Here is a 21,353-nt window from a genome sequence, read left to right on the forward strand (position 1 = left end):
GCAGCCGGCCGCTTTTGAAAATCCACCCGCCCCTAGGGCAAATTGTCCCGCATCACGATGTCGATCCTGATCTTCTCCTGTTCGCGCAAGATCGGCTCGCCGCGCGCAAGCGCGAGCAGCACGCGCACGGCGGCGCGCGCTTCATGCCCGGGGTTCTGCGAGATCGCGGCATCCATCACGCCCTGCAACAGCAGCCGGCGCGTCAGGGCGGTGACGTCGTGTCCGACGAACACCACCTGCTTGCCGCGGCCGGCATCGCTCAACGCTTTGGCGACGCCTTGCGTGCCGGCGCCGACGTTATAAAGGCCGACAATGTCAGCATGCCTGCCGAGCAGCTGCGCCAGAACCTGTTCCGAACGGCCGTCTTCGTCGCGTCCTTCCAGCACCGGCAGCACGCTGAGATCGGGGAATTCCGACGCCATCACCTGGCTGAAGCCGAAGATGCGTTCGGAATGGTCGCGCAGGCCCTGCGAGCCCGCAACGATCGCGACCTTGCCGGACCGTTGGCCGACCAGCCGACCGACCAGCGCGCCGGCGGTGCGCCCCGCCGCGATGTTGTCGATGCCGACATAATGGTGGCGTCGTGAGGACGGCACGTCCGAGACCAGCGTCACGACCCGCGTCCCGGCGTCGACGAGATCGTTGATCGCGGCGCGGACCTCGGGGTGGTCCAGCGCCACCACGGCGACGCCGTCGTAATCGCCGGACAGCGCCTCCAGCGAGGCCGCGAGCACGGACGGGTCGAACACATCCGTGGCGACGACCTCGACACCGAGACGGCGGGCTGAGAGCCAGGCCGACATCTCGCCGAGATAGGCCTCGATCTGCTGCATGAAGGGGTTCGGCCCCGCCGGCATCACGAAGGCAAAGCGGCGGGCACGGCTGCGGGCGAGCTCGGCGGCGGCGACGTGCGGCTGGAAGGCGTTGCGCTCGATCGCCGCCTTGACCCGTCGGACCGTATCCGGCCGCACGCCCGGGCGGTTGTGCAGCACGCGGTCGACCGTCGCGAGGCTGACGCCCGCCTCGCGGGCGATGTCCTTCAGCGTCAGCGCGGTCGCGGTGAGGGTATCGGCCATGGCTGAAGGTTATCGAGGTGTTTTGAGGTGCGCAACTCATTTTGATGCGCACGGCGATGTTTTCGGGCCCAGGTTGCGCCGCGCCGCCTCAGCCTCCCGTCAGGTCGCGCGTCAGGAACAGGCTGTTGGGATCCTCGACATAGCCCTCGAACGGGCCACAGAGCACAAAACCGTGCGCCTGGTAGAGCGCATGCGCGGGCTTGAAATAATCCCAGGATCCGGTCTCGAGGCTGAGCCGCTTCAAGCCACGCGCGCGGGCCTCCGCGATGATGTGGCGGAGCATCTGGCCGCCGAAGCCGCGCCTCCGCGTGGTTTGCAGCGTGTGCATCGACTTCACCTCGCCATGGTCGGCCGAGAGCATCTTCAGCGCGCCGGTGGCGACCAGCGTCTCGCCGTCCCAGCCGGTCCAGAACGCAACGTCGCTCGCGCGGAGCCCCGCGAGATCGAGCGCATGGGCGCTGCCCGGCGCGGTCTGTGCCCGCGCAGCCGTGACGTGATGGTCGAGCAGCGCAACGACGCGCGGATCAAAGGTGTCGCCGGTGCGGACCTGCATCGTCACGGCCTCACCTCACTTGAAAGCCGCTTCTGCATGAGGACCATATCGAGCCAGCGGCCGAACTTGCAGCCGACCTCAGGCATACGGCCAACCTCGGCAAAGCCGAACGACGCGTGCAGCCCGGTCGAGGCGGAATTCGAGGCCTCGATCGCGGCGACCATCGTGTGCTTGTTGAGCGCAGTGGCGCGCTCGATCAGCGCGGCCATCAGACTGCGGCCGACGCCGAGCCGATGATGCTGCACGCCGACATAGACCGAATTCTCCACGGTGTGGCGATAGCCGGGAAACGGACGGAAATCGCCGAATGACGCGAAGCCGACGACGTCCCTGCCCTTCATCGCGACCAGCACGGGATAGCCGGCCGCTTGCCGAGCGCGCATCCACTCGCGCCGCGAATCCAGATCGGCCGGTCCGTCGGTCCACACCGCCGTGGTGTTGATCGCGGCGTAATTGTAGATGGCCAAAATATCTTCGGCGTCCTCCAGCGTGGCGTCCCGCACGATCAGCGACATCACATTTTCCCGTACGATGTGCCGCGCCGCGTGATGATGACGTAGCGCGCATCCTGTTTGGTTTCGTTCTCGAAGGTCACCGCCCGCATCACGTCGAAATCGAGACAATCGCCGTCGCGCAGCCGCACGGTCTTGGCGTCGATGTGCACGCAGACCGCCCCCTCCAGCATCAGGAGCTGCTGGGTGAACGCGTTGCGGCCCCAGGGGCTGTAGGAGACACGCGCGCCGGCCGGCAGATCGACGACGATGATCTCGATGCCGCTTGCCGCATCCGGCGGCGAGGCGTGACGCCGCCGATAGCCGCTGTCGGGATCGCGCCAAAGCGGCTGGTCGGCAAGCCGCATCAGCCGCTCCGGCGGCTTCTCGGCCAGCGCGACGACGTCGCTGAGGGTGACATCGAGCGCGGCGCAGAGCTTGTTGAGCAGCGCAGCGGTGGCGCTGCTCTGCGCCCGCTCCACCCTCCCGATCATGGCCCGGCTGACACCGGAGCGCGTCGCGAGTTCGTTCAACGTCATGCCCGCCTGCGTCCTCAACGTCTTCAAGCGACGACCGATCGCACGATCGAGTTTCTGCTGGTCCATGGTTGTCATCCAAACATTGCCCGACACGAGGACCGCACCCATCAGGGCGAGCGGAGCTTAAGCCGGGCGAGCCGCGCGTGCCGGGAACGAGGAGCTAATATATTAGAATTTTTGCGCGGCGAGTTCTCTGGCGTCTTGCCACAGCCCGCCTGGACATGGCGGGCTCGACAGAGTGTCCTTGGGGAAATTCGCTAGACCAGAAAATCCGGCGCCGCACCGTGGGCCTGCGGGATCAGGGACCCGGGCGCGAGGTGAAGCGTCATCGCATGATGATCCGCATCGGTCAGCGTCAAGATATTTGGTCTGAGTGTCGCAGGCCGGGTTCACCTTGGCGTCGAAGCCATCCAGCACCAGCGTTGTGCCCGGCGTATAGTTTGAGATGACACCGGATATCTGTTTGGCATCGGGTCCGAAGACAAATGTGTCCGCACCCGCCAGAACGACATTGCTGCCTAGATTACCAGTGACCACCAATGTCCCGTTGTTGACGTTGACAGTACCAGTCCCGCTCAAATTATCGACCTTGAGCATGCCACTGTCCAGGACAGTGCCGTTGTTGACGAGGTTGCCCGAGACATCCACCTCACTGCCGGTGTGCACATTGACGATGCCGCCATTGGTCAGGCCACCCTTGAAATCGATCGCGCCGCCCTGATCGGCGGTGATCGTTCCAAATGTGTTGAAAACGGCGCTGTCGGTCTTCGCGTGCAATGCGCCGCGCGATTCCTGCTTTGTCGGCAAGCATGAGTCCGGCGGAGACATCGTGAACCAATGACGCACTTCAGCGCTGTGGAAACGCCCAGGGCTCGGTGTAATCTTCGCAATGGGAGCCTGGTGTATGACCGAAGCGACGCCGAAATTTTCGGCTGAAGTAAGTGTAGTCGCCAAAACCGCTGGCGTAGGCGATCTCGCTGATGGGCTGGCCTGTTTTCAGAAATGACCGGCGTTCTAATAGACGCGCAGCGTGATCCAGACGAACCGAATTTATGAAATGACTGCAGGTGGATTTTCTCACCGTAAAGAGCTTCTGAAGGTAGCGTAACGAGATTCCCGCCTCGGCTGCCGCCTCGCAAGGACCGAAGTCCGGATTGGAAAAGTGATCCTTGATGATATCGCGGACACGCGCGAAAATTCTGTCGGTATGAACGGAAGCATTTTCCGGGCCCGAGAGTGCGAATAGTGCACCCAATAAATCGTAGAACGCGAGGCGCATGTAGGCTTTGGCCGAGACAGACATTGATTGCTCATCCTCGACGGCATCCTGAAGGAGTTGACGCAGCGGTCGGGCTGCGGCCGCTCCGCTGCATCGAGAAGGGCACCGCGGTTCTGAGCCCAGATGAGCCGGCAGCGATCGGCGCGGCAGTTGCAAAGACCTCCACCACTGGTCGCTCCCCTTCTCGGATGCGCACGTCAGGGGCCGGGCCACGTCGACAAGAGCGATATCACCGGCCGTGACTTCCACGATCCGGTCGTTCTGAATAATTCTGGACTGACCATTGATCTGAAATAATGCGCAGTAGTGATCCACAGCATCAGCGCGGACATCCTGGAGCGTGCGATCGATTTGAGCATTGAAACTAAGGTCCACTGATCTGAATCCGCAAACGCTTCGGGCACGCGCTCTGCCAAAAAAGCTCTTGGGTTCGATTCCGCTAGGCGTGTACCGGCCACAGATCGAGCGGACCGTATCTCGCCACCCTTCGTAATCCAGGTTCTGGGTGCCGAGAAAATCGTCGCGTGAATCCATGATCGCCTCCGTCAACGGCGCTTGACTTTAGAGAGTCTTCTCGGTCCAGCAGGAAGCCGTTGTTCAATGCCCGTATCGCCGAGACAGGCTCTTACAGGTAACCGGACAGAAATATCCACGATAGCAGTGACATGAACTGAACGTTGGATCACGATTGATCACACCGCTGAGACTTCGTTTCAGACTGTCAAGCGTTCGGCTCGGCCTGGCCTGTCATGGACGAGCCGGGCTCCAAGAATGGAGGCGAGGATGCGGACAAGGTTCGAGATCCATGATTGGCGCAGTGCGCATCCGTACAGGCAGAAAGGGCGCGATCGTCTCGTGACGTCTATCTGAGTTGCCATACATTCTGGTGATCTCGACGATGATTGCGAACGTCGTCATCCAGTCAACAGCCAGATCGATACTTGTTAGAGGACAAGCTATGACATCAAGCATCATTGAACGTCTCGATGCAGCATTGGTCGAAGATTCCGCTAACGGTCTGTTTCGTTGCGATCGCGCAATGTTTACCGATGTAGAGTTCTTTGAGTTGGAGATGAAGCACCTGTTTGAGGGAAACTGGGTGTATCTTGCGCATGAGAGTCAGATTCCGAACAAGCATGACTACTTCACCACTTGGATCGGACGACAGCCTATCTTTATCGCCCGAAGCAAGGACAACCGGCTCAACGCGTTCATCAATGCCTGCAGTCATCGTGGCGCGATGCTTTGCCGTTACAAGCGCGGCAACAAGTCGACGTTTACCTGCCCGTTCCATGGTTGGACATTCGGCAATTCCGGCAAGTTGCTGAAGGTGAAGGATCCCGACGGCGCGGGTTATCCCGAGCAATTCCACAGCCAAGGCTCGCACGATCTAAAAAAGGTCGCGAGGTTCGAGGCTTATCGTGGCTTTCTGTTCGGAAGCCTCAACCCGGATGTGAAGCCATTGGCCGAACATCTGGGCGAGGCCACGAAGATGATCGACCTGATGGTCGATCAGGCGCCCGACGGACTCGAAGTCCTGCGCGGCTCGTCCAGCTACATCTACGACGGCAATTGGAAGCTGCAGGCCGAGAACGGCGCCGACGGCTATCACGTGTCGTCGCTGCATTGGAACTACATCGCCACCATCAGTCGTCGCAAAGCGGAGACGGATGACATAAAGGCAATGGACATCAGCAAGATAGCCAAGCAAAAGGGCGGCTACTACTCGTTCCAGAACGGCCATTTGGCGGTCTGGTCCCAGGTTGCCGACCCGACGTCCCGGCCCGTCTACGCGCAATTCGACAAGCTCACGGCGACACATGGGCGCGCCAAGGCTCAATGGATGGTCGGAAACCTCCGGATGCTCTGCCTCTATCCGAACGTCTATCTGATGGACCAGATGAGCTCGCAAGTGCGCGTGTTCCGTCCGCTGGCGGTGGATAAGACCGAGGTGACGATCTACTGTATCGCGCCGAAGAACGAACCGGCAGAGCAGCGGGCGCGCCGCATTCGCCAATACGAGGATTTCTTCAATGTCAGCGGTATGGCGACGCCCGACGATCTGGAGGAATTCCGCGCCTGTCAGCAGGCATACATGGCCAAGGCGATGCGCTGGAATGACTTGTCGCGCGGCGCGACGCACTGGGTCGAGGGAGCCGATGAGGAGGCGCAGGCGATCGACCTGCATCCGCTGCGAAGCGGCGTAAAGATCGAGGACGAAGGCCTCTTCCTTGTTCAGCACGGCTATTGGTCCGACGCGCTGCGCACGGCCGTGATCAAGGGAGAGAGAGCATGAGCACGATCCCCTTGTCCGGGGCCGAAGCATTTCTCTATGCCGAGGCCCGCGCCCTCGACGATCGGGACTGGGACGCGTGGCTGGCCTTCTACGCGCCCGACGCGAGCTTCTGGATGCCAGCCTGGGACGACCACGACAGACTCGTCGAAGACCCTCAAGCAGAGATCTCGCTGATGTACTATGCCCGTCGCAGCGGCCTCGAGGACCGAGTCTTTCGCATCAAGACCGAACGGTCGACCGCCAGCACTCCGGAGCCGCGGACGTCGCACAACATATCAAATGTCGAAATCCTCTCCCAGAGCGACAGCAAAGTCGAACTCCGCTTCAATTGGCTGACGCTTAGCTATCGTTACAAAATCGTCGACACCTATTTCGGGGTTTCCCTCTACACGCTCGAAACTGCAGGCGAACGCCCCCTGATCAAAGCCAAAAAGGTGATTCTGAAGAACGACTACATCCACCACGTCATCGACATCTATCACATCTGATCATGGCCGACGGGTGATGCGTGTCACACAAGATTGCCCTCAATTTTGAAGATGGAATCACCAGGTTCATCGATGCAACCGAAAGCGAAAGCATCGCCGACGCCGCTTATCGCCAGGGCATCAACGTGCCGCTCGACTGCACCAACGGAGTTTGCGGCACTTGCAAGGCCTTTCGTCAGTCGGGTGCGTTCGACGCTGGATCCTATATCGAGGATGCGTTGAGCGATGCGGAAGCGGCCGAAGGCTATTTCCTTTGTTGTCAGGCAAAGGCGAAGACCGACATGGTGATCGATATCTTGGCTTCCTCCGGCGCGTGCAAAGTCAAGCCCAAGGAGACAATGGCCGAGATACTCAAGGTCGAAGCCTTGTCGGCCCACCGCATAAGGCTATCGGTCAGGCCGCTGGGCGGTGCGCTTCCGATGTTCCTGCCGGGGCAATATGTTAACGTCACCGCTCCGAATGCGAGGGCGAAGCGGCCCTATTCTTTTACGTCCGCGCCAGGCGCGGATGTGGCGACCTTCCTGATCCGCAATGTGCCAGGAGGGAAGATGAGCGGCTATCTTGAGGCGAAGGCCAAGACGGGGGACAAGTTGGTTCTCGACGGCCCGTTCGGAAGTTTCTACCTTCGTGCGCTGCGACGGCCGATCCTGTTCCTTGTTGGAGGGACCGGCGTTGGGCCGATCTTGTCGATGCTCGAGTACCTGGCTGCATGGGGTGCCAACGATCAGCCCGTGCGACTCGTTTACGGCGTGCGCGATGACGCCGATCTTGTCGAGGTCGACCGGATCGAGGCGCTCGGAACGCGTATCCCGAACTTCACCTATGACACTACCTGTTCGGGCCGGGAAAGCCGGCATCCGCTGACCGGCCACGTCACCGATCATTTGAGCGCCAGCGTGCTGAATAACGGCAACGTGGACGTATATCTGTGCGGGCCGCCCGAGATGGTCGAGAGCGGGCGCCGGCATGTCGCGAAGTTCGGTCTATTGCCCACAAATATCCATTTCGAGAAGTTCGCTGCCGCGAGCGAGTCTTTCGCGATCTGATGAATGGGCCATGGGCCATCACTGCAAATAATGAAGGCCGCCTCGAGCCTTGGGGCCACGCGTGGAAAAATGAACCTCTCCGCGCCCAATGGATCCGCTGCGCCATGTCATTCAAGTCCCGTCGCGAACACACAGGAGCAGCATTCATGAAAGCTATGGTTAACGGATGCTTAAAAAGCTGTATTCACCACGTGAGTGAGGCCTGGTCCAACCCCGCGCGGCAGAAGGCTTCCAGATAGTGCTCGCGATCGGCGTGTAAGTTCCACGGTAATTGGTTTGCAATCCAGGCAAGCGAGATGTTGGGCTGCACACGGCGCAGCGCTTGCAGTGCAACCGTCGCGACCTCGGCCTGCCCGGACATGCTGACGGCAGCCGTCAATTGCTCGAAGTACGGTTTCCATTTCTTGTGGGTGGCGGATGAGATCATCCGGGCGTCGCAGAACTCCGCCCAGAGCGTCTCGAACTTCCGCACCGAATTCGGCGGCGCGAACTTGGGATAGCGCGCGGCTTCGGGGTTGGGCCTGTAGTCGCCCTGCGCGTTGCGGAGCAGCTCGCGCATCGTGTTTTGCTTGGCCGCTACGTACGCACGCACGAATGTCTCCAGGCGGTCGCCGACCAGAAGGATGCCCCTCTTCCGCAGGAACGCCTGCGCTTCGCCGCCGAACGTCATGCGGAGATGCGTTCCGAGCCTACCGATGTAGAAGCGCTTCCGGCGATCGGTCTCCCCGAGCGATTGCCCCCAGTCGATTGCGCGCCCCTGCTCGTCGCGGTTGGCCGCGATCATCTCGGCGTACAACTCGCCGGCGAGCGCGACGATCTGGAGATGAGAGAGTTCGTCCGGCGGCGTTCCGACCAGGTTGGCGCGCCATTCGCGCTCGAGCCGCAGATTGTGTTCCTGACAGCGCAGAAGCGCCCCGTCACGGTCCTCGGTCTCGAGCGAGAACTTGATCTCGGTCGGCATGCCGAACTGCGACCGCAGAGCGAGTGCGTCACTCTCAATACGCCGCGAAAGTGCTTTGTTTAAAGGTAGTTGGAGTGTTGGAGCGGGCGAAGGGAATCGAACCCTCGTATGCAGCTTGGGAAGCTGCCGTTCTACCATTGAACTACGCCCGCGAATGCGCGTCTCACGCCAACCCTGATTAGCCGAGACGGCGCCGCTCGCCAAGCGCTTTGGCGCGGCCGGCCGGACGGTTGTTAACGTCCTGGCAAGATTTTGGGTGCGCCGGATTGTGGCGGTGTTATGATCACGTGTCTGGGGAGAGACGTGCACTGAGTGGGGCGTGTGCATGGTGGGGCGTGGCTACGCGATATTCAACACGGCCATAGGGCGCTGCGGCATCGTCTGGAGCAGCACGGGCGTGGTTGCCGTGCAATTGCCGGAGGCGCGGGAGATCGACACCCGCCGCCGGATTTTCGCGGTCCATCCCGAGGCGCGCGAGCAGCAGCCTCCGCTGAATGCCGAGCTTGCGATCGAGGGCATCGCGGGCTTGCTGCAGGGCGGCGACCCTGATTTTTCCGAGGTCAGCCTGGACGCCGGCGGCGTCCCCGGCTTCCACCGGCGCGTTTATGAAGCCGCCTGCGCCATTCCGCGCGGGGAGACCCGCACCTATCACGAGATCGCCAAGGCGCTGGGCGCCTCCGGCGCCGCGCATTCGGTGGCGCAGGCGATCGCCAAAAATCCCTACATGCTGATCGTGCCCTGCCACCGGGTGCTGGAGGCCGGCAATTACGCCGACCGGCTCTCGCCTTACGGCGGGGTGATCTCCAAGCGGCGGCTGCTGGCGCTCGAGGGCGCCCATCCGGTCGCGAGCAAGACGCTGTTCGAGGTGCTGCTGCCCGTTGCCCCACCGAGGCCCAGCTAAGGCGCGATCGCAAGCGCACCTTAGCTTTGTTTTTTGGGCATGATCCTGTCGGACAGCCGCTACACACTTGTCCGGATCATGCCTAGATAGGTGGCATGGACGCGACCACGCTGCTGACCACGCAATCGATCACGGTCTCCGAGTTTCGCTGCGATGCGGGACCGGACGACAAGCCGTTCGCGGAGTGCCGCACCGGGCATTCCATTGCCTATGTCCGCTCCGGCAGCTTCGGCTGCCGGTGCCGCGCCGGCTTCTTCGAGCTGGTGGCGGGCTCGATGCTGGTCGGGGCTCCCCGCGAGGAATACACCTGCACGCATGAGCATGTCAGCGGCGACGTCTGCCTGGGCTTCTTCTTCAGCGAAGACCTGGTCGATGCCCTCGGGGGACGGCGCGAGATCTGGCAGGTCGGCGCGACACCGCCGCTGCCCGAGCTGATGGTGCTGGGCGAGCTCGCCCAGACGGCGGCAGATGGCAACAGCGACCTCGGTCTCGACGAGGTCGGTCAAATTCTGGCCGGCCGCTTCATCGATGTCGTCTCGGGCAAGGCGCGCAAGCCGGCCACGCCCACCGCACGCGACCGCCGCCGTGCAGTCGAAGCCGCGCTGTGGATCGACGCCAACTCGCATGCCGAGGTCGACCTCGAACAGGCGGCGCGGCAGGCGGGCCTCAGCCCGTTCCATTTCCTGCGGCTGTTCTCGGCCGTGCTCGGCGTCACCCCGCATCAATATCTGGTGCGCTCGCGGCTACGCCATGCGGCGCGGCTGCTGACAGATGATGACATCGCGGTCACCGACATCGCCTATGACGTCGGCTTCGGCGATCTCTCCAATTTCGTCCGAACCTTCCATCGCGCGGCCGGCGTGTCACCGACGAAGTTCCGGCAGGCGTCGAAGGGCGAGCGCAAGATTCTCCAAGAGCGCGCGACCCTCAACTGAATAGATTCGTCTCCGGCGCGCGCCAGTTGCGGCGCGCTTTGCAATGGAGACGATCATGTACGACCACATCGGACTGCGCGTTGCCGACCTCGACGCCGCCACGCGCTTCTACACCGCGGTACTGGCACCGCTCGGCTACGCCCTGTGTTCCAGCGGCGACGGCTATGCGGGATTCGGGCCGAAGGGCGAGCCGGCGCTCTGGCTGCACCTGAACAAGGGACGCAAGGCCGACGGCGTGCATATCGCGTTTCGCGCCAAGGACCATGATGCGGTCAAGGCATTCCACAGCGAGGGCCTGAACAGCGGCGGCCGCGACAATGGCGGCGCCGGCCCGCGCAAGGACTATAGCCCGACCTACTACGCGGCGTTCCTCATTGATCCCGATGGCAACAACATCGAGGCGGTTTGCACGTAGAGCCGCCGCGCACGAGCACTCGTAGGGTGGGCAAAGCGTAGCGTGCCCACCATCCCGTGCAACAGTGCCGATGAATGGTGGGCGCGGCGCGCAAAGAGCGCGCCTTTGCCCACCCTACGAACTTCTCAATCAAGGACACCTTCATGGCCTCCATCCACAACGACATCTCCCTTCCCGTTCCCGCCCGCGACGTCTGGGACGCCGTACGCGATTTCGGCGCGCTGCCGCAGCGGCTGGCGCCGGGCTTCGTCACCGCCTGCACGCTCGACGGCGATGCACGCATCGTCACCTTCGCCAATGGATCAGTGGCGCGCGAGGTGCTGGTCGATTGCGACGATGCGCGGCAGCGGCTGGTCTACGCCATCAACAACGAGCGGCTCAGGCATTACAGCGCCTCGGTGCAGGTGATCGCCGAGGGCGAGGCGAGCTGCCGCCTTGTCTGGATCATCGACATGCTGCCGAATGAGCTTGCAGCTTACGTCCAGGGGCAGACCAGGGACGCCGTCGCCGCGATACACCGGGCGTTCCCGGCCGCGGCTGCGTGATCTCTCTCACAGAGCCTCGCCCTCGCCGGCCTTAATCATGGCCGCGTGCGTCCGGTCGGCTCCGCTCTCCCGGCGGAGCCACGCACGCGAGGAGCAGGCCATGAGAGGTGCGGACAAGGTGATCTGCCAGGCGGCCGCCGTGCTGCTGCTGTTTTCGATCTCGAGCGCGCCGGCAAAGGCGCAGTTCCTCGGCGGCGGAGGCGCCGGCGGCGAGGACATGATGACCCAGATGGCGCCGATGCTGGAGATGATGAAGGCGAAGATGGGCAAGCGCCGCTTTGCCATGCTGATGCAGACCATGGGTCCGATGATGAGCCGCATGATGGAGAACGGCGGCGGCGGGCTCGGCGGCATGATGGGGGGCGGCGGCCTGGGTGGCCTCGGCGGCGGCAATCTCGGCGGGGGCTTTGGCGCGCCGAACTACGGCGGCTACACGCCGATGGGCGGTGGCGGCTATATGCCGACCGGAATGGGCGGCGGCGATATCATGGGCATGCTCGGCGGCTCCGGCGGCGGCGACATGATGGCGATGATCCCGCAATTGATGCGGCTCGCCAATGTCGGCGGTGGCGGCCATCGCCGCCACAGGCACCGCTAGTCTGCAATACCGGAGAGAGCAGGCCTGATCGCAGCCTTGCTCTCACGCGGCCCCCAGCGTGTCAGCACCACGCTGGAGCACGAGAGCAGGCCGAGCACGACCATCGAGCTGGCGGCCAGCCAGAAGAAGCTCTGCGCGGTGGCGTCATGTGTCGACAGCCACCAGCCAATCGCTGCGATGTAGATCAGGCGCGCGGTCTGCGCCAGCACCGGCCCGATCACCTTGGCCGCGCCCTGCGACGAGAAATACATCGTCGAGGCGAGCCCGATGAAGGCGTAGAACGGCGCCACCGTCGACAGATATTGATGGCTGGTCGCGCGCACGGTGGCGCTGTCGGTGAAGATGTTGACCCAGAGATCCGGGAAGGTCGCGACCAGGCACGCCGGCGCGCCGACCGCAACGAATGCGCTCGCGCCGGCGATCCAGGCGATGCGCCGCGCGCGGGCGATGCGGCCGGCGCCGACCGCCATGCCGATCATCGGCACCGAGGCGATGCCGAACGAGAACGCGATCGAGGTCAGCAGGAATTCGAGCCGCGCGCCGATGCCGTAACCGGCGAGAATCGCGGTGCCGAACTTCGCCAGCATGTGGGTGAAGATCGAGATCGTCAGCACCGATTGCAGCGGCGAGAAGCAGGCAATGGCGCCGACCTTCAGGATATCGAAGAACATCGCCCATTGGATGCGCAGGCCGCGCAGTCTTGGCACGACACGGGCGCGGCCGGAGAACAGGTACCATCCCATCACGCAGATGTTCATCGAATAGGCGATCAGCGCGCCGGCGGCGACGCCGCGCATGCCGAGCTGCGGCACCGGGCCGAGCCCGAGGCCCAGCGTGCCGCCGAGCACGACCTGCCAGGCCGCCGAATTGAGAATCAGGAACGACGGCAGCTTCATGTTGCCGGTGCCGCGCAACACGCCGGCCATGGTGTTGAGCAGCCAGGGCAGCACGGCCCCGCCGAAAAACACCTGCGTGTAGGCGACCGCATGCGTCAGCACATCCCCGCGGCCGCCGAGCATTTCCAGAACGCGCGGCCCGAAGATCAGCATGCCCAGCATGAAGACGAGGCCGAAGGTGATGCCGATCAGCAGCGCGTGCGCGGCGAGCGTGCCGGCGCGCTCGCGATCGCCTGCACCGAGCGCCCGTGCGATGGCCGACGCCACGGCGCCGCCCATGGCGCCGCCGGACATCGTCATGGTCAGGATCACTGTCGGAAACACCAGCGCCATTGCCGCCAGCGCCTCGACGCCGAGCCGGCCGATATAGGAGGTCTCCGCGATCACCACACAGGTGCCGGCCGACAGCGCGACCACGTTCGGCCAAGCGAGGCCGAGCAGCGTGCGCAGAATCGGCCCGTCCATCAGCGCGCTTCGCACCGGGCGCGGAGGCAGCGGCAGCGGCCGCTCTTGTTCATCGACCGGAATTTCGGCGATGTCGGACATGTCCTCTCCCGGGCACAGGCCATTTGCGGCGCGGCAATGCGTAGGTGTGCCAATAAATTTCTTCGCGCGGAAAGCGCGATGAAAGGCTTAGCACGGCAATTGCCGATTCCTCCTGCGCCGGATGCAGGCGTGCCCTGCGGCAGCGCATTTCAAGTGGTGGAATTACTCAATGGTCCAGACCAGCGGCGGCCGACCGCCCGCTGTCGGGCGCAGGTGCACGCCGATGTGCCGCCCGCATCCGGCAGCGAGCCCCTCGAACAACCCTTCCAGCACCCTGGTGCAGGCGCGATGATAGTCGGCGACGTCATCCATCAGCTTCCAGCTCTGCTGGCGAAATTCAAACGTGCCTTCTGATGCAATCGTCTCGGCAGCGTCATCCTGCGCGGCAAACAGCGCATTCAGGAACGCTGCGAACTCGCTGGCGCCACCACGGCGCATAGACAGCGCCGCCGCGACCTCGTCAAAATACTGCATCCCGATCAGCTTGCCGGTGAGGTGCAGGAGATAGCCGGCGTCTTCCGGGCCGAACAATTGCACCATCACGGGCGCGGCGGTGCGCACGTACTCCATCGCGTAGTTGCGGTAGGCTTTTTCCAGCCGCGGCTTCGGCCAGCTCGCGACGGGCAAGGCAGGCGCGGTCTTGGCGTCGAACGACGGCGCTTCCAGATGGCGCGCGAACACCAGGCGCTGGTCCAGCTCGAGCGGGTGGCCGTACTGATGATAATAGCCTTCGAGCCCGTCCTGACCGTCGACGCTCTGCTTGGTGCAGACGAAGCCGAGCCTGAGATCGCCGAGCGCGACGCCATTGTTGGCGTGCCAGCCGCGCAGCATCGCGCGGCTCACCTCGCCCGGGACGCCGCAGATCGCGGTGCCCTTCCAGATCCAGCGCGGCGGCGGATAGCGGATCCAGGCTTTGCGGTCGCTCTCATACATGTACTCGACATGCACGCCGCCGATCCAGTTGGAGAGATAGTGATATTGCGCGGCGGCCACCGCCGGCGGCAGATGACTGAGACCGAGCTTTTCAAGCCCCGGCAGGAAGCGCTCCTGCTGCTGGCGGCGAAACACGCGGAAGACGAATTCGGCAGCATCCGCCGTGCCGCGCCGTGTGACGACGGTGAGGATGAGGCCGGTGAAGTAGGCGTGATAGAGGTCGGCGACCGCGCGCCAGCGCTTCCATTGCGCTTCCTGTGCGGCGTCTGGTGCGGCGGTCATGTTCACTCCCGATCGTTGTTTTGATCGAGTGTGTCACTGCGCCCGGTACGAGGCAACCTGACGCTCAGGCAGAGCGCCCTGCACGCCAGCCCGTCAATTCCGCATCACGAATTTTGCGCAAGCCTAGCCGCGCGCTCGCGCTCGACGCGTTCAGTGACGTCGCGCGCCATCGCGACCGATCCGACCACGGCACCACCGGGATCGCGCACCAGCGCGAAGGTCATCTCGATGTAGAGCTTGCGTCCGCTCTGGTGCAGCGCGCGGGTCAGCGTCGGCCTGCCCGCAAGCTTCATCGACCCGCTGGCAAGCGCAGCTTCGAAGCCCTTCCAGTGCGCTGCGCGCAGGTGTTCGGGAATGATCAGATCGAGGTTCTGGCCGAGCGCTTCGCCAGCGGAGAAGCCGAACAAGGCGGTCGATGCCCGATTCCAGCGCGTGATCGTGCCGGCGCGATCCGAATAGATCAGCGCGTCCGCGACATCATCGAGGATCCTTGCGTCGAGTTCGGATGGATGGGGCATCGGGAAGCCTCGCACGTAGCCGGAACTTGTTTCGCACCCTGCCACACATTCGGTGTCATCGCCCGACTTGCCGCCTTCGCCAAAGCTTCGGCGGCCGAGTGAGTTCTTGGCCCGGCGAAGCCTTGGCGGAGACGGGATCGGGCGATCCAGTATTCCAGAGGCATCTGTTGTAGAGCCGATAGGTTGCGGCGTACTGGATGCCCCGGTCAAGCCGGGGCATGACGGCGGAGAGTGAGGCCAGCACTACACCCGAAAATGCTTCGATAGTTTGAGGCCCTGCGCCTGGTAGTTCGAGCCGATGCGCTGGCCGTACATCGCGTCGGGGCGCGCCAGCATCTTCTCGTAGACGAGACGGCCGACGATCTGGCCGTGCTCGAGGATGAACGGCACCTCGCGCGAGCGCACTTCGAGCACGGCGCGCGCGCCCTGCCCCCCGGCGCCGGCATAGCCGAAGCCGGGATCGAAGAAGCCGGCATAGTGCACGCGGAACTCGCCGACCAGGGGATCGAACGGCACCATCTCCGCGGCGTAATCGGGCGGCACCTGCACGGCTTCCTTGGAGGCGAGGATGTAGAACTCGCCGGGATCGAGGATCAGGCTGCCGTCGGGACGTGCCGAGATCGGCTCCCAGAAATCCTCCACCGCATAGCCGGAGCGGCGATCAACATCGACGACGCCGGTGTGGCGCTTGGCACGATAGCCAACGAAGCCGTTGGCCTTCTCGCCGGAGAGGTCGACGGAGACGGCGACGCCGCCGGTGAGATCGGCATCGTCGAGATCGACGAGACGCTCGGTCGCGTGCAGCGCCTCGAGATCATCGATGTTGAGGATGGCATCGCCGGTGCGGAAGCGCACCTGGCTCAGGCGCGAGCCCTCACTGACCAGGACCGGAAACGTCTTCGGGCTGATCTCGGCGTAGAGCGGGCCGTGATAGCCGGCGCCGATCATGTCGAAGCGGCGGGTGCCGTCGGCGATGACGCGGGTGAAGACATCGAGCCGGCCGGTCGAGCTTTTCGGGTTCGCGGCCGCGACGATCTCCGGCGGCAGCGCCAGGCTTTCCAGGAGCGGCACGATGTAGACGCAATTGGTCTCCAGCACCGCGCCGTCGGTGAGGCTGAACTCGTGCAGCTTCAACTCGTCGATGCGCTCGGCGACGGTCGCGCCGGGACCGGGCAGGAAGCTGGCGCGAACCCGATAGGCGATGTCGCCGAGGCGAAGGTCGAGGCTCGCCGGCTGGATCTGGCTCTCGACGAAATCGTAGGCAGGCAGGATCAGCCCCGCTTCCGCCATCGCCGCGATCATGCGGTCGGGCAGGATACCATTGGCGTCGGCGGCGACCGTGAACGTCAAACCTGGGTCCTCGTCAGGGGGCAAATGTATCCGGACATGCGGAAAATACAGCCTTTTACGGCTATCCGATGGACGCCTTGACGAAAAGGGCATTGCGGAATATGAGCATGACTTATCCCGTGGTGATTTGAGCCGGCCGGCTTGCAGCCACGTTAAATAAGTCGCTAAACAGGCCGGGGACCTCTGTGATCCCGGCCCGTGGAGATATCCAGGCCGGTTTTTTTGTGACCGTTTTCGACGAGACGGTCATGTCGGAGGTACCTATGTCGAAGTCGACCGCCAACTACCGTCCCGAAACCCGCCTGGTCCATTCCGGCACCCTGCGCTCGCAATATGGCGAGACGTCGGAGGCGCTGTTCCTGACCCAGGGCTACGTCTACAACAGCGCCGAGGAGTGCGAGGCGCGGTTCAAGGGCGAAGATCCCGGCTTCATCTATTCGCGCTATTCCAACCCGACCATCGCGATGTTCGAGCGCCGCATGATCGAGCTCGAAGGCGCCGAAGCCGCCCGCTCGGCGGCGACCGGCATGGCCGCGGTGACGACCGCGATCCTGGCGCCGCTCAAGGCCGGCGATCACGTGGTCGCTTCCCGCGCCCTGTTCGGCTCGTGTCTCTACGTCATCCAGGATCTCTTGCCGCGCTACGGCATCGAGACCACGCTGGTCGACGGTCTCGATCTCGACCAATGGCAGCGCGCCTTGAGGCCGAACACCAAGACGTTCTTCCTGGAGAGCCCGACCAATCCGACGCTCGACGTGCTCGACATTCCAGGGATCGCCGAGATCGCGCACAGCGGCGGCGCGCGGCTCGTCGTCGACAACGTGTTCGCGACGCCGATCTGGCAGAGCCCGCTCGCGCTAGGGGCCGACGTGGTGGTCTATTCCGCGACCAAGCACATCGACGGCCAGGGCCGTTGTCTCGGCGGCATCATCCTGTCGTCTGAAGCGTTCATCGCCGAGCACATCCACAATTTCATGCGCCAGACCGGCCCGTCGATCTCGCCGTTCAACGCGTGGGTCCTGCTCAAGGGCCTGGAAACGCTCGGTGTGCGCGTGCGCGCGCAGACCGAGACGGCGGGACGCATCGCCGACGTGCTGGCGAGCCATCCGAAGATTTCACGGCTGGTCTATCCCGGCCGCGCCGATCATCCGCAGGCAGCTCTCGTGAAGAAGCAGATGCGCGGCGGCTCGACGCTGGTCGGCTTCGAGGTCAAGGGCGGCAAGCAGGGTGCGTTCCGCGTGCTCAACGAGCTCAAGCTTGCAAAAATCTCGAACAATCTCGGCGATGCCAAGAGCCTCGTCACGCATCCGGCGACCACGACGCATCAGCGCCTCAAGCCGGAAGAGCGCGTCGCGCTCGGCATCAGCGAGGGCTTCATCCGCTTCTCCGCGGGGCTCGAGCATGCGGATGATCTGATCGAGGATCTGACCGCGGCGCTGGAGAAGGCGTGAGGGCTCCACGAGATCGGAATCGTAGGGTGGGCAAAGCGGAGCGTGCCCACGATTCACGATCATATCGCCGATAGATGATGGGCACGGCGCGCGAAGGGCGCGCCTTTGCCCACCCTACGGAAGCTCACATCGGCCGGTACGTCCGCACGTCCGCGGGCACATTCACGCCGAGCTTGATCTGGCCGACGGAGCGGATGATGTCGTCGCCGAGGAGCTGGGCGAAGCAGGCATAGCCCCAATCGTTCATGTGCAGGCCGTCGGCGATCACGAAACTCTCGACCGGGATCGATTGATTCTCGTGCCAGTCGCGCATCACCTCGAAGCGGGGGAAGATGCCGACGTGACGGAGCTCGGCGACCTTGCCGAGCAGCTGCACCATCTTGCCGGCGCTCTCCTTGCGCTGGTTCACGGCCGGCGAATATTGCGGATCGACCAGCACGATGTCGGCGCCGCCGGCGGCCTGGATGCGGGAGATGCCGTCCTCGACCATCTTGGCGGTATCACCGGGATCGAGATTGCGCAGTACCGCATTGGTGCCGACCTGCCAGATCACGAGATCCGGATGCACGTCGATCACCTCCTTCTGGAGGCGCTTCATCATCTCGGGCGCGTCCTCGCCGCCGACGCCGGCGTTGATGACGGTGATGTCGGCAGTCGGATATTGCCGGCGGAGCTGCGCGGCGAGACGGTTCGGATAGTTGAAATCAGGCGAGCTCGCGCCATAGCCGGCCGTCGACGACGAGCCGAACGCGACGATCACGACGGGTTTGCCGGCGGCGAGCTTGCCCGCGACATGCGGCAGCGAGCCCATGGTCTTCGAGCCACCCTTCGGCGTGAGGCAGGGCACGCGGCTGAAAATGTCGCCGGCGGATTTCGCGACCTGCTTCACCTTGTCGATGGCGCGCGCGGTCACGCCGCGCTGCTCGTGGGACGTCGCGGCGACGGTGGTCTGGGAGGGCGAAGTGGAAGCCGGACTAGCGGCCTGCTGCGGCGCGGGCGTTGCCTGCGTGGCCTGCGCCTGCACCGGTGCCAGCGACACCGGCGTCAGCAACACCAGAGCCGCCGCGGGGGCAGCCAGCCATGCCGTCAGGCAAAAAGGGCGGAGAGAACTCATTAACGCTAGACCTCAATTTTGCTGCTCAGCCGGCCCCAGATGGGCTGCGTCGATCACGAACTGTGCCAACGCCCGGCCAAGGCAATCATGGACCTGTTTCGCCAGCTCTGGCCCGCGGGACGGGCTGAACAGGTCGAACTGACCCTGATCGTTCCACTGCCGCATGATCGCGAAACGGTCGAACAGCGGGATGTCATGCTCCTGCGCCACCACCCGCATATTGTCGAGATAGGGCGGCACCGAGATCATGGTTTCGGTACGCGGGCTGTACTGCAAGTTCATCAACACGACGTCAGCCCCTGCTTTTTGCAACGCGGAAACCCCTTCGGTCACCGCCCCGCGAAAATCATCGGGATCAATCGCTCGGATAGCATCCACAGTCCCGGTCTGCCAGATGACCAAAGTAGGCCTTTTTGCTTCCATCAGCTTAACGAAGGTGGCGGCCGCCTCCTCGGCCGTCTTCTTGCTCTGTATTTCTACGGAGACGTGCACGGTCTCCGACGGCAGCAGCCTGTCCTGCAGGATGGCCTGCATGCGCGCCGGATAGGAGCTGTCCTCCGAAGCCGGAATCGTGGTCGAACGGCTGCCGATGACCAGGATTTCGAGCGGTTTGCCGGCCTTGATGGCATCGGCGACCCTCGGAAGCTGGCTTTCGGTGGTGAGCAGATAGGATGGCAATTCGCAGGCCGGGGGCGCGGCCGGAGCAGCCGACACGGCATCTCCCGCGCGCGCCAGGGGCGCGGCGAGGTTACCGCACAGCAGGACCAGGCTCAGGAGAACCTTCGCCTTCATCAGCCCCCTCCCGCCAGATCGGCGTTGCCGACGGCGTTTTTGGTTTTCGCACCGCTCTTGTCAGCCACGCGCTTGTACCACGAAATCACCCAGGCCACGCCCCACATGATCAGGATTCCGGAGAGACTAATCAGCGCATGCATGGCTGCGCCGCCGGAGACTTCGGCCAGGATGAAATGCCCGGCGAAGGCGAGGAAGACGCCGAGACAAAAGATCTCCAGGGAATGCTGGCCGCAGAGGATCAGCGGCCGCAGCCAGGGCGATTTCAGGCCCGGCCATTCCCGGGGCAGGAAGCGAACGGTGAGTGCGGCGAACGCCAGGAAATGCGTGAAGCGCAGCACGTCGAGATCGGCCTTGTCGATCGGATACATCCACTGCTCGAGCCGCCTCGGCATGAAGTGGGAGAGCTGCGGCACATACCAGGTCAGCGTCACGTAGAACGCCGCGACCAGATAGGCGATCGATATCCACATCGTGACGCGGGACGCCAGGATGCGCGACATCCGTCGCGCACCTCCGAGCGCACACCATGCACCGAATACGAAAAGCAATTGCCAGGCGAAGGGATTGAACGCCCAGAAGCCGTTCGGATAGGCCGACAGATAGAGGTCGTATTCCCAGGTCACCGCGTAGAGCACGACCGAGAGGCCGAGCGTCACGTCGGGCCGCCATTTCATCAGCCACAAGATCAAGGGCAGCGCCAGCATCAGCACGATATAGAGCGGCAGCACGTCCATGTTGACCGGACGAAAACGCAGCAGCAGCGCCTGCACGATCGTGACGTCGGGCTGCTTGAGGAAATCCATGATGCCCATCTCTTCGGTGTAGAGCGGGTTCTCGAACCTGGTCGCAACGTAGGAGATTTCGGCGAGGAAGATCGTGAACAGAAAGACGTGGGCGACATAGATCTGCCAGACGCGCCGCAGGATGCGCGCGGTGGCGACGACGAAGCCGCTTTCGAGCATGGCACGACCGTAGACGAACGCCGCGGTGTAGCCGGAGATGAAGATGAAGATCTCGGTGGCGTCGCTGAAGCCGTAATTGCGGATCGTGAACCAGGTCAAAAGGCTCGGCGGCAGATGGTCGACGAAGATCAGCCACAGCGCGAGTCCACGGAACAGGTCGAGCCGGAGCTCGCGCTCGCCGATGGCGGGCAGCGTGATGGCCGGCGCGGCGGAGCGCGGCTTCGCCTCCGCAGGTCTGGCCTCCGCAGGCTTGCCGGTTCCCGCGATCGTCGATCCCGTCACTTGGTCGGCAATGGTCATCGGGGCCCGAAACCCTTCCGCAATTCGCGACGTATCAAGGAGTGTACAGGTCCGGCCGTCGTCTCGCAAAGCGGTCGGATCAC

23 protein-coding genes, 1 tRNA gene and 1 riboswitch are annotated in these 21,353 nt (G+C 63.7%); of the genes, 9 read left to right on the plus strand and 15 right to left on the minus strand.

Annotated features, from left to right (window positions below; genetic code table 11):
- Nucleotides 1-32: 32 nt before the first annotated feature.
- The 6 genes from AB7008_RS46835 to AB7008_RS46860 all read right to left on the minus strand — a co-directional run bounded on the left by AB7008_RS46835 (nt 33) and on the right by AB7008_RS46860 (nt 4,472).
- On the minus strand, nt 33-1,076 hold the full coding sequence (locus AB7008_RS46835) for a LacI family DNA-binding transcriptional regulator (protein WP_304491865.1): 1,044 nt from the start codon (nt 1,074-1,076) through the stop codon (nt 33-35).
- 88 nt (nt 1,077-1,164) lie between these two features.
- Nucleotides 1,165-1,629, minus strand: coding sequence for a GNAT family N-acetyltransferase (locus AB7008_RS46840; RefSeq protein WP_304494282.1), 465 nt, complete (start codon nt 1,627-1,629; stop codon nt 1,165-1,167).
- A gap of 2 nt (nt 1,630-1,631) precedes the next feature.
- On the minus strand, nt 1,632-2,144 hold the full coding sequence (locus tag AB7008_RS46845; RefSeq protein ID WP_304491866.1) for a GNAT family N-acetyltransferase: 513 nt from the start codon (nt 2,142-2,144) through the stop codon (nt 1,632-1,634).
- Nucleotides 2,144-2,725 carry a helix-turn-helix domain-containing protein gene (locus AB7008_RS46850; RefSeq protein ID WP_028160282.1) on the minus strand — a complete coding sequence of 194 codons (582 nt, stop codon included), beginning with the start codon at nt 2,723-2,725 and terminating at the stop codon, nt 2,144-2,146. Before AB7008_RS46850 ends, AB7008_RS46845 begins: the two co-directional genes overlap by 1 nt.
- Nucleotides 2,726-2,827: 102 nt before the next feature.
- Complete coding sequence (locus AB7008_RS46855; protein ID WP_441261053.1) at nt 2,828-3,466, minus strand: hypothetical protein; 639 nt, start codon at nt 3,464-3,466, stop codon at nt 2,828-2,830.
- Nucleotides 3,467-3,506: 40 nt separating this feature from the next.
- The gene (locus AB7008_RS46860; RefSeq protein ID WP_304491868.1) at nt 3,507-4,472 is read right to left on the minus strand and encodes a helix-turn-helix domain-containing protein; all 966 of its coding nucleotides are present in this window, start codon (nt 4,470-4,472) and stop codon (nt 3,507-3,509) included.
- Nucleotides 4,473-4,896: 424 nt separating this feature from the next.
- Here AB7008_RS46860 and AB7008_RS46865 point away from each other — a divergent pair, with 424 nt between their 5' ends.
- The 3 genes from AB7008_RS46865 to benC are packed head-to-tail and all read left to right on the plus strand — an operon-like array spanning nt 4,897 to nt 7,768.
- Nucleotides 4,897-6,234, plus strand: coding sequence for a Rieske 2Fe-2S domain-containing protein (locus tag AB7008_RS46865; protein ID WP_304491869.1), 1,338 nt, complete (start codon nt 4,897-4,899; stop codon nt 6,232-6,234).
- Entirely contained in the window at nt 6,231-6,722 is a 492-nt protein-coding gene (benB, locus tag AB7008_RS46870; protein WP_304491870.1) for a benzoate 1,2-dioxygenase small subunit, read from the plus strand. The genes AB7008_RS46865 and benB overlap by 4 nt, the downstream gene beginning before the upstream one ends.
- A 20-nt stretch (nt 6,723-6,742) precedes the next feature.
- Nucleotides 6,743-7,768 carry a benzoate 1,2-dioxygenase electron transfer component BenC gene (gene benC, locus AB7008_RS46875; protein ID WP_304491871.1) on the plus strand — a complete coding sequence of 342 codons (1,026 nt, stop codon included), beginning with the start codon at nt 6,743-6,745 and terminating at the stop codon, nt 7,766-7,768.
- A 184-nt stretch (nt 7,769-7,952) separates the two neighbouring features.
- Here the strand turns inward: benC and AB7008_RS46880 are convergent, their stop codons facing one another.
- Nucleotides 7,953-8,729 carry a hypothetical protein gene (locus AB7008_RS46880; RefSeq protein WP_441261054.1) on the minus strand — a complete coding sequence of 259 codons (777 nt, stop codon included), beginning with the start codon at nt 8,727-8,729 and terminating at the stop codon, nt 7,953-7,955.
- A 78-nt stretch (nt 8,730-8,807) separates the two neighbouring features.
- Nucleotides 8,808-8,881, minus strand: a tRNA-Gly gene (locus AB7008_RS46885).
- 173 nt (nt 8,882-9,054) lie between these two features.
- On the opposite strand from AB7008_RS46885, the gene AB7008_RS46890 reads away from it, so the two are divergent.
- The 5 genes from AB7008_RS46890 (at nt 9,055) to AB7008_RS46910 (ending at nt 12,123) form a co-directional block, all read left to right on the plus strand.
- Nucleotides 9,055-9,630, plus strand: a complete 576-nt coding sequence (locus AB7008_RS46890; RefSeq protein WP_028148010.1) for a methylated-DNA--[protein]-cysteine S-methyltransferase — start codon at nt 9,055-9,057, stop codon at nt 9,628-9,630.
- 95 nt (nt 9,631-9,725) lie between these two features.
- Nucleotides 9,726-10,565: a helix-turn-helix transcriptional regulator gene (locus tag AB7008_RS46895; RefSeq protein WP_304491995.1), complete on the plus strand. Its 840-nt coding sequence runs from the start codon at nt 9,726-9,728 to the stop codon at nt 10,563-10,565.
- Between the two features lie 55 nt (nt 10,566-10,620).
- The gene (locus AB7008_RS46900) at nt 10,621-10,980 is read left to right on the plus strand and encodes a VOC family protein (protein WP_248880415.1); all 360 of its coding nucleotides are present in this window, start codon (nt 10,621-10,623) and stop codon (nt 10,978-10,980) included.
- 143 nt (nt 10,981-11,123) lie between these two features.
- Complete coding sequence (locus tag AB7008_RS46905; RefSeq protein WP_041957366.1) at nt 11,124-11,525, plus strand: SRPBCC family protein; 402 nt, start codon at nt 11,124-11,126, stop codon at nt 11,523-11,525.
- 100 nt (nt 11,526-11,625) lie between these two features.
- Entirely contained in the window at nt 11,626-12,123 is a 498-nt protein-coding gene (locus tag AB7008_RS46910; RefSeq protein ID WP_304491996.1) for a hypothetical protein, read from the plus strand.
- Here the strand turns inward: AB7008_RS46910 and AB7008_RS46915 are convergent.
- The 4 genes from AB7008_RS46915 to AB7008_RS46930 form a co-directional block, all read right to left on the minus strand.
- Complete coding sequence (locus AB7008_RS46915) at nt 12,120-13,565, minus strand: MATE family efflux transporter (RefSeq protein ID WP_304491997.1); 1,446 nt, start codon at nt 13,563-13,565, stop codon at nt 12,120-12,122. The genes AB7008_RS46910 and AB7008_RS46915 overlap by 4 nt on opposite strands.
- A gap of 162 nt (nt 13,566-13,727) precedes the next feature.
- On the minus strand, nt 13,728-14,780 hold the full coding sequence (locus AB7008_RS46920) for a hypothetical protein (protein WP_304491998.1): 1,053 nt from the start codon (nt 14,778-14,780) through the stop codon (nt 13,728-13,730).
- A gap of 104 nt (nt 14,781-14,884) precedes the next feature.
- On the minus strand, nt 14,885-15,298 hold the full coding sequence (locus AB7008_RS46925; RefSeq protein ID WP_304491999.1) for a PAS domain-containing protein: 414 nt from the start codon (nt 15,296-15,298) through the stop codon (nt 14,885-14,887).
- A 243-nt stretch (nt 15,299-15,541) separates the two neighbouring features.
- A complete protein-coding gene (locus AB7008_RS46930; RefSeq protein WP_014491310.1) occupies nt 15,542-16,648 on the minus strand; it encodes a 2'-deoxycytidine 5'-triphosphate deaminase in 1,107 nt (368 codons plus the stop codon).
- 109 nt (nt 16,649-16,757) lie between these two features.
- Nucleotides 16,758-16,837, plus strand: a riboswitch (SAM riboswitch).
- 74 nt (nt 16,838-16,911) lie between these two features.
- On the opposite strand from AB7008_RS46930, the gene AB7008_RS46935 reads away from it, so the two are divergent.
- Complete coding sequence (locus tag AB7008_RS46935) at nt 16,912-18,099, plus strand: O-succinylhomoserine sulfhydrylase (RefSeq protein ID WP_304494295.1); 1,188 nt, start codon at nt 16,912-16,914, stop codon at nt 18,097-18,099.
- Nucleotides 18,100-18,223: 124 nt separating this feature from the next.
- Here AB7008_RS46935 and AB7008_RS46940 read toward each other — a convergent pair whose 3' ends face one another.
- The 3 genes from AB7008_RS46940 to AB7008_RS46950 are packed head-to-tail and all read right to left on the minus strand — an operon-like array spanning nt 18,224 to nt 21,270.
- Nucleotides 18,224-19,213, minus strand: a complete 990-nt coding sequence (locus AB7008_RS46940; RefSeq protein ID WP_248880418.1) for an SGNH/GDSL hydrolase family protein — start codon at nt 19,211-19,213, stop codon at nt 18,224-18,226.
- Nucleotides 19,214-19,225: 12 nt separating this feature from the next.
- Complete coding sequence (locus AB7008_RS46945; RefSeq protein WP_248880419.1) at nt 19,226-20,005, minus strand: SGNH/GDSL hydrolase family protein; 780 nt, start codon at nt 20,003-20,005, stop codon at nt 19,226-19,228.
- Entirely contained in the window at nt 20,005-21,270 is a 1,266-nt protein-coding gene (locus tag AB7008_RS46950) for an OpgC domain-containing protein (protein WP_028155148.1), read from the minus strand. The genes AB7008_RS46945 and AB7008_RS46950 overlap by 1 nt, the downstream gene beginning before the upstream one ends.
- Nucleotides 21,271-21,353: the final 83 nt, after the last annotated feature.

It is taken from the genome of Bradyrhizobium sp. 521_C7_N1_3 (genome assembly GCF_052075975.1).
In the GTDB taxonomy this organism is placed as follows: Bacteria; Pseudomonadota; Alphaproteobacteria; order Rhizobiales; family Xanthobacteraceae; genus Bradyrhizobium; species Bradyrhizobium japonicum.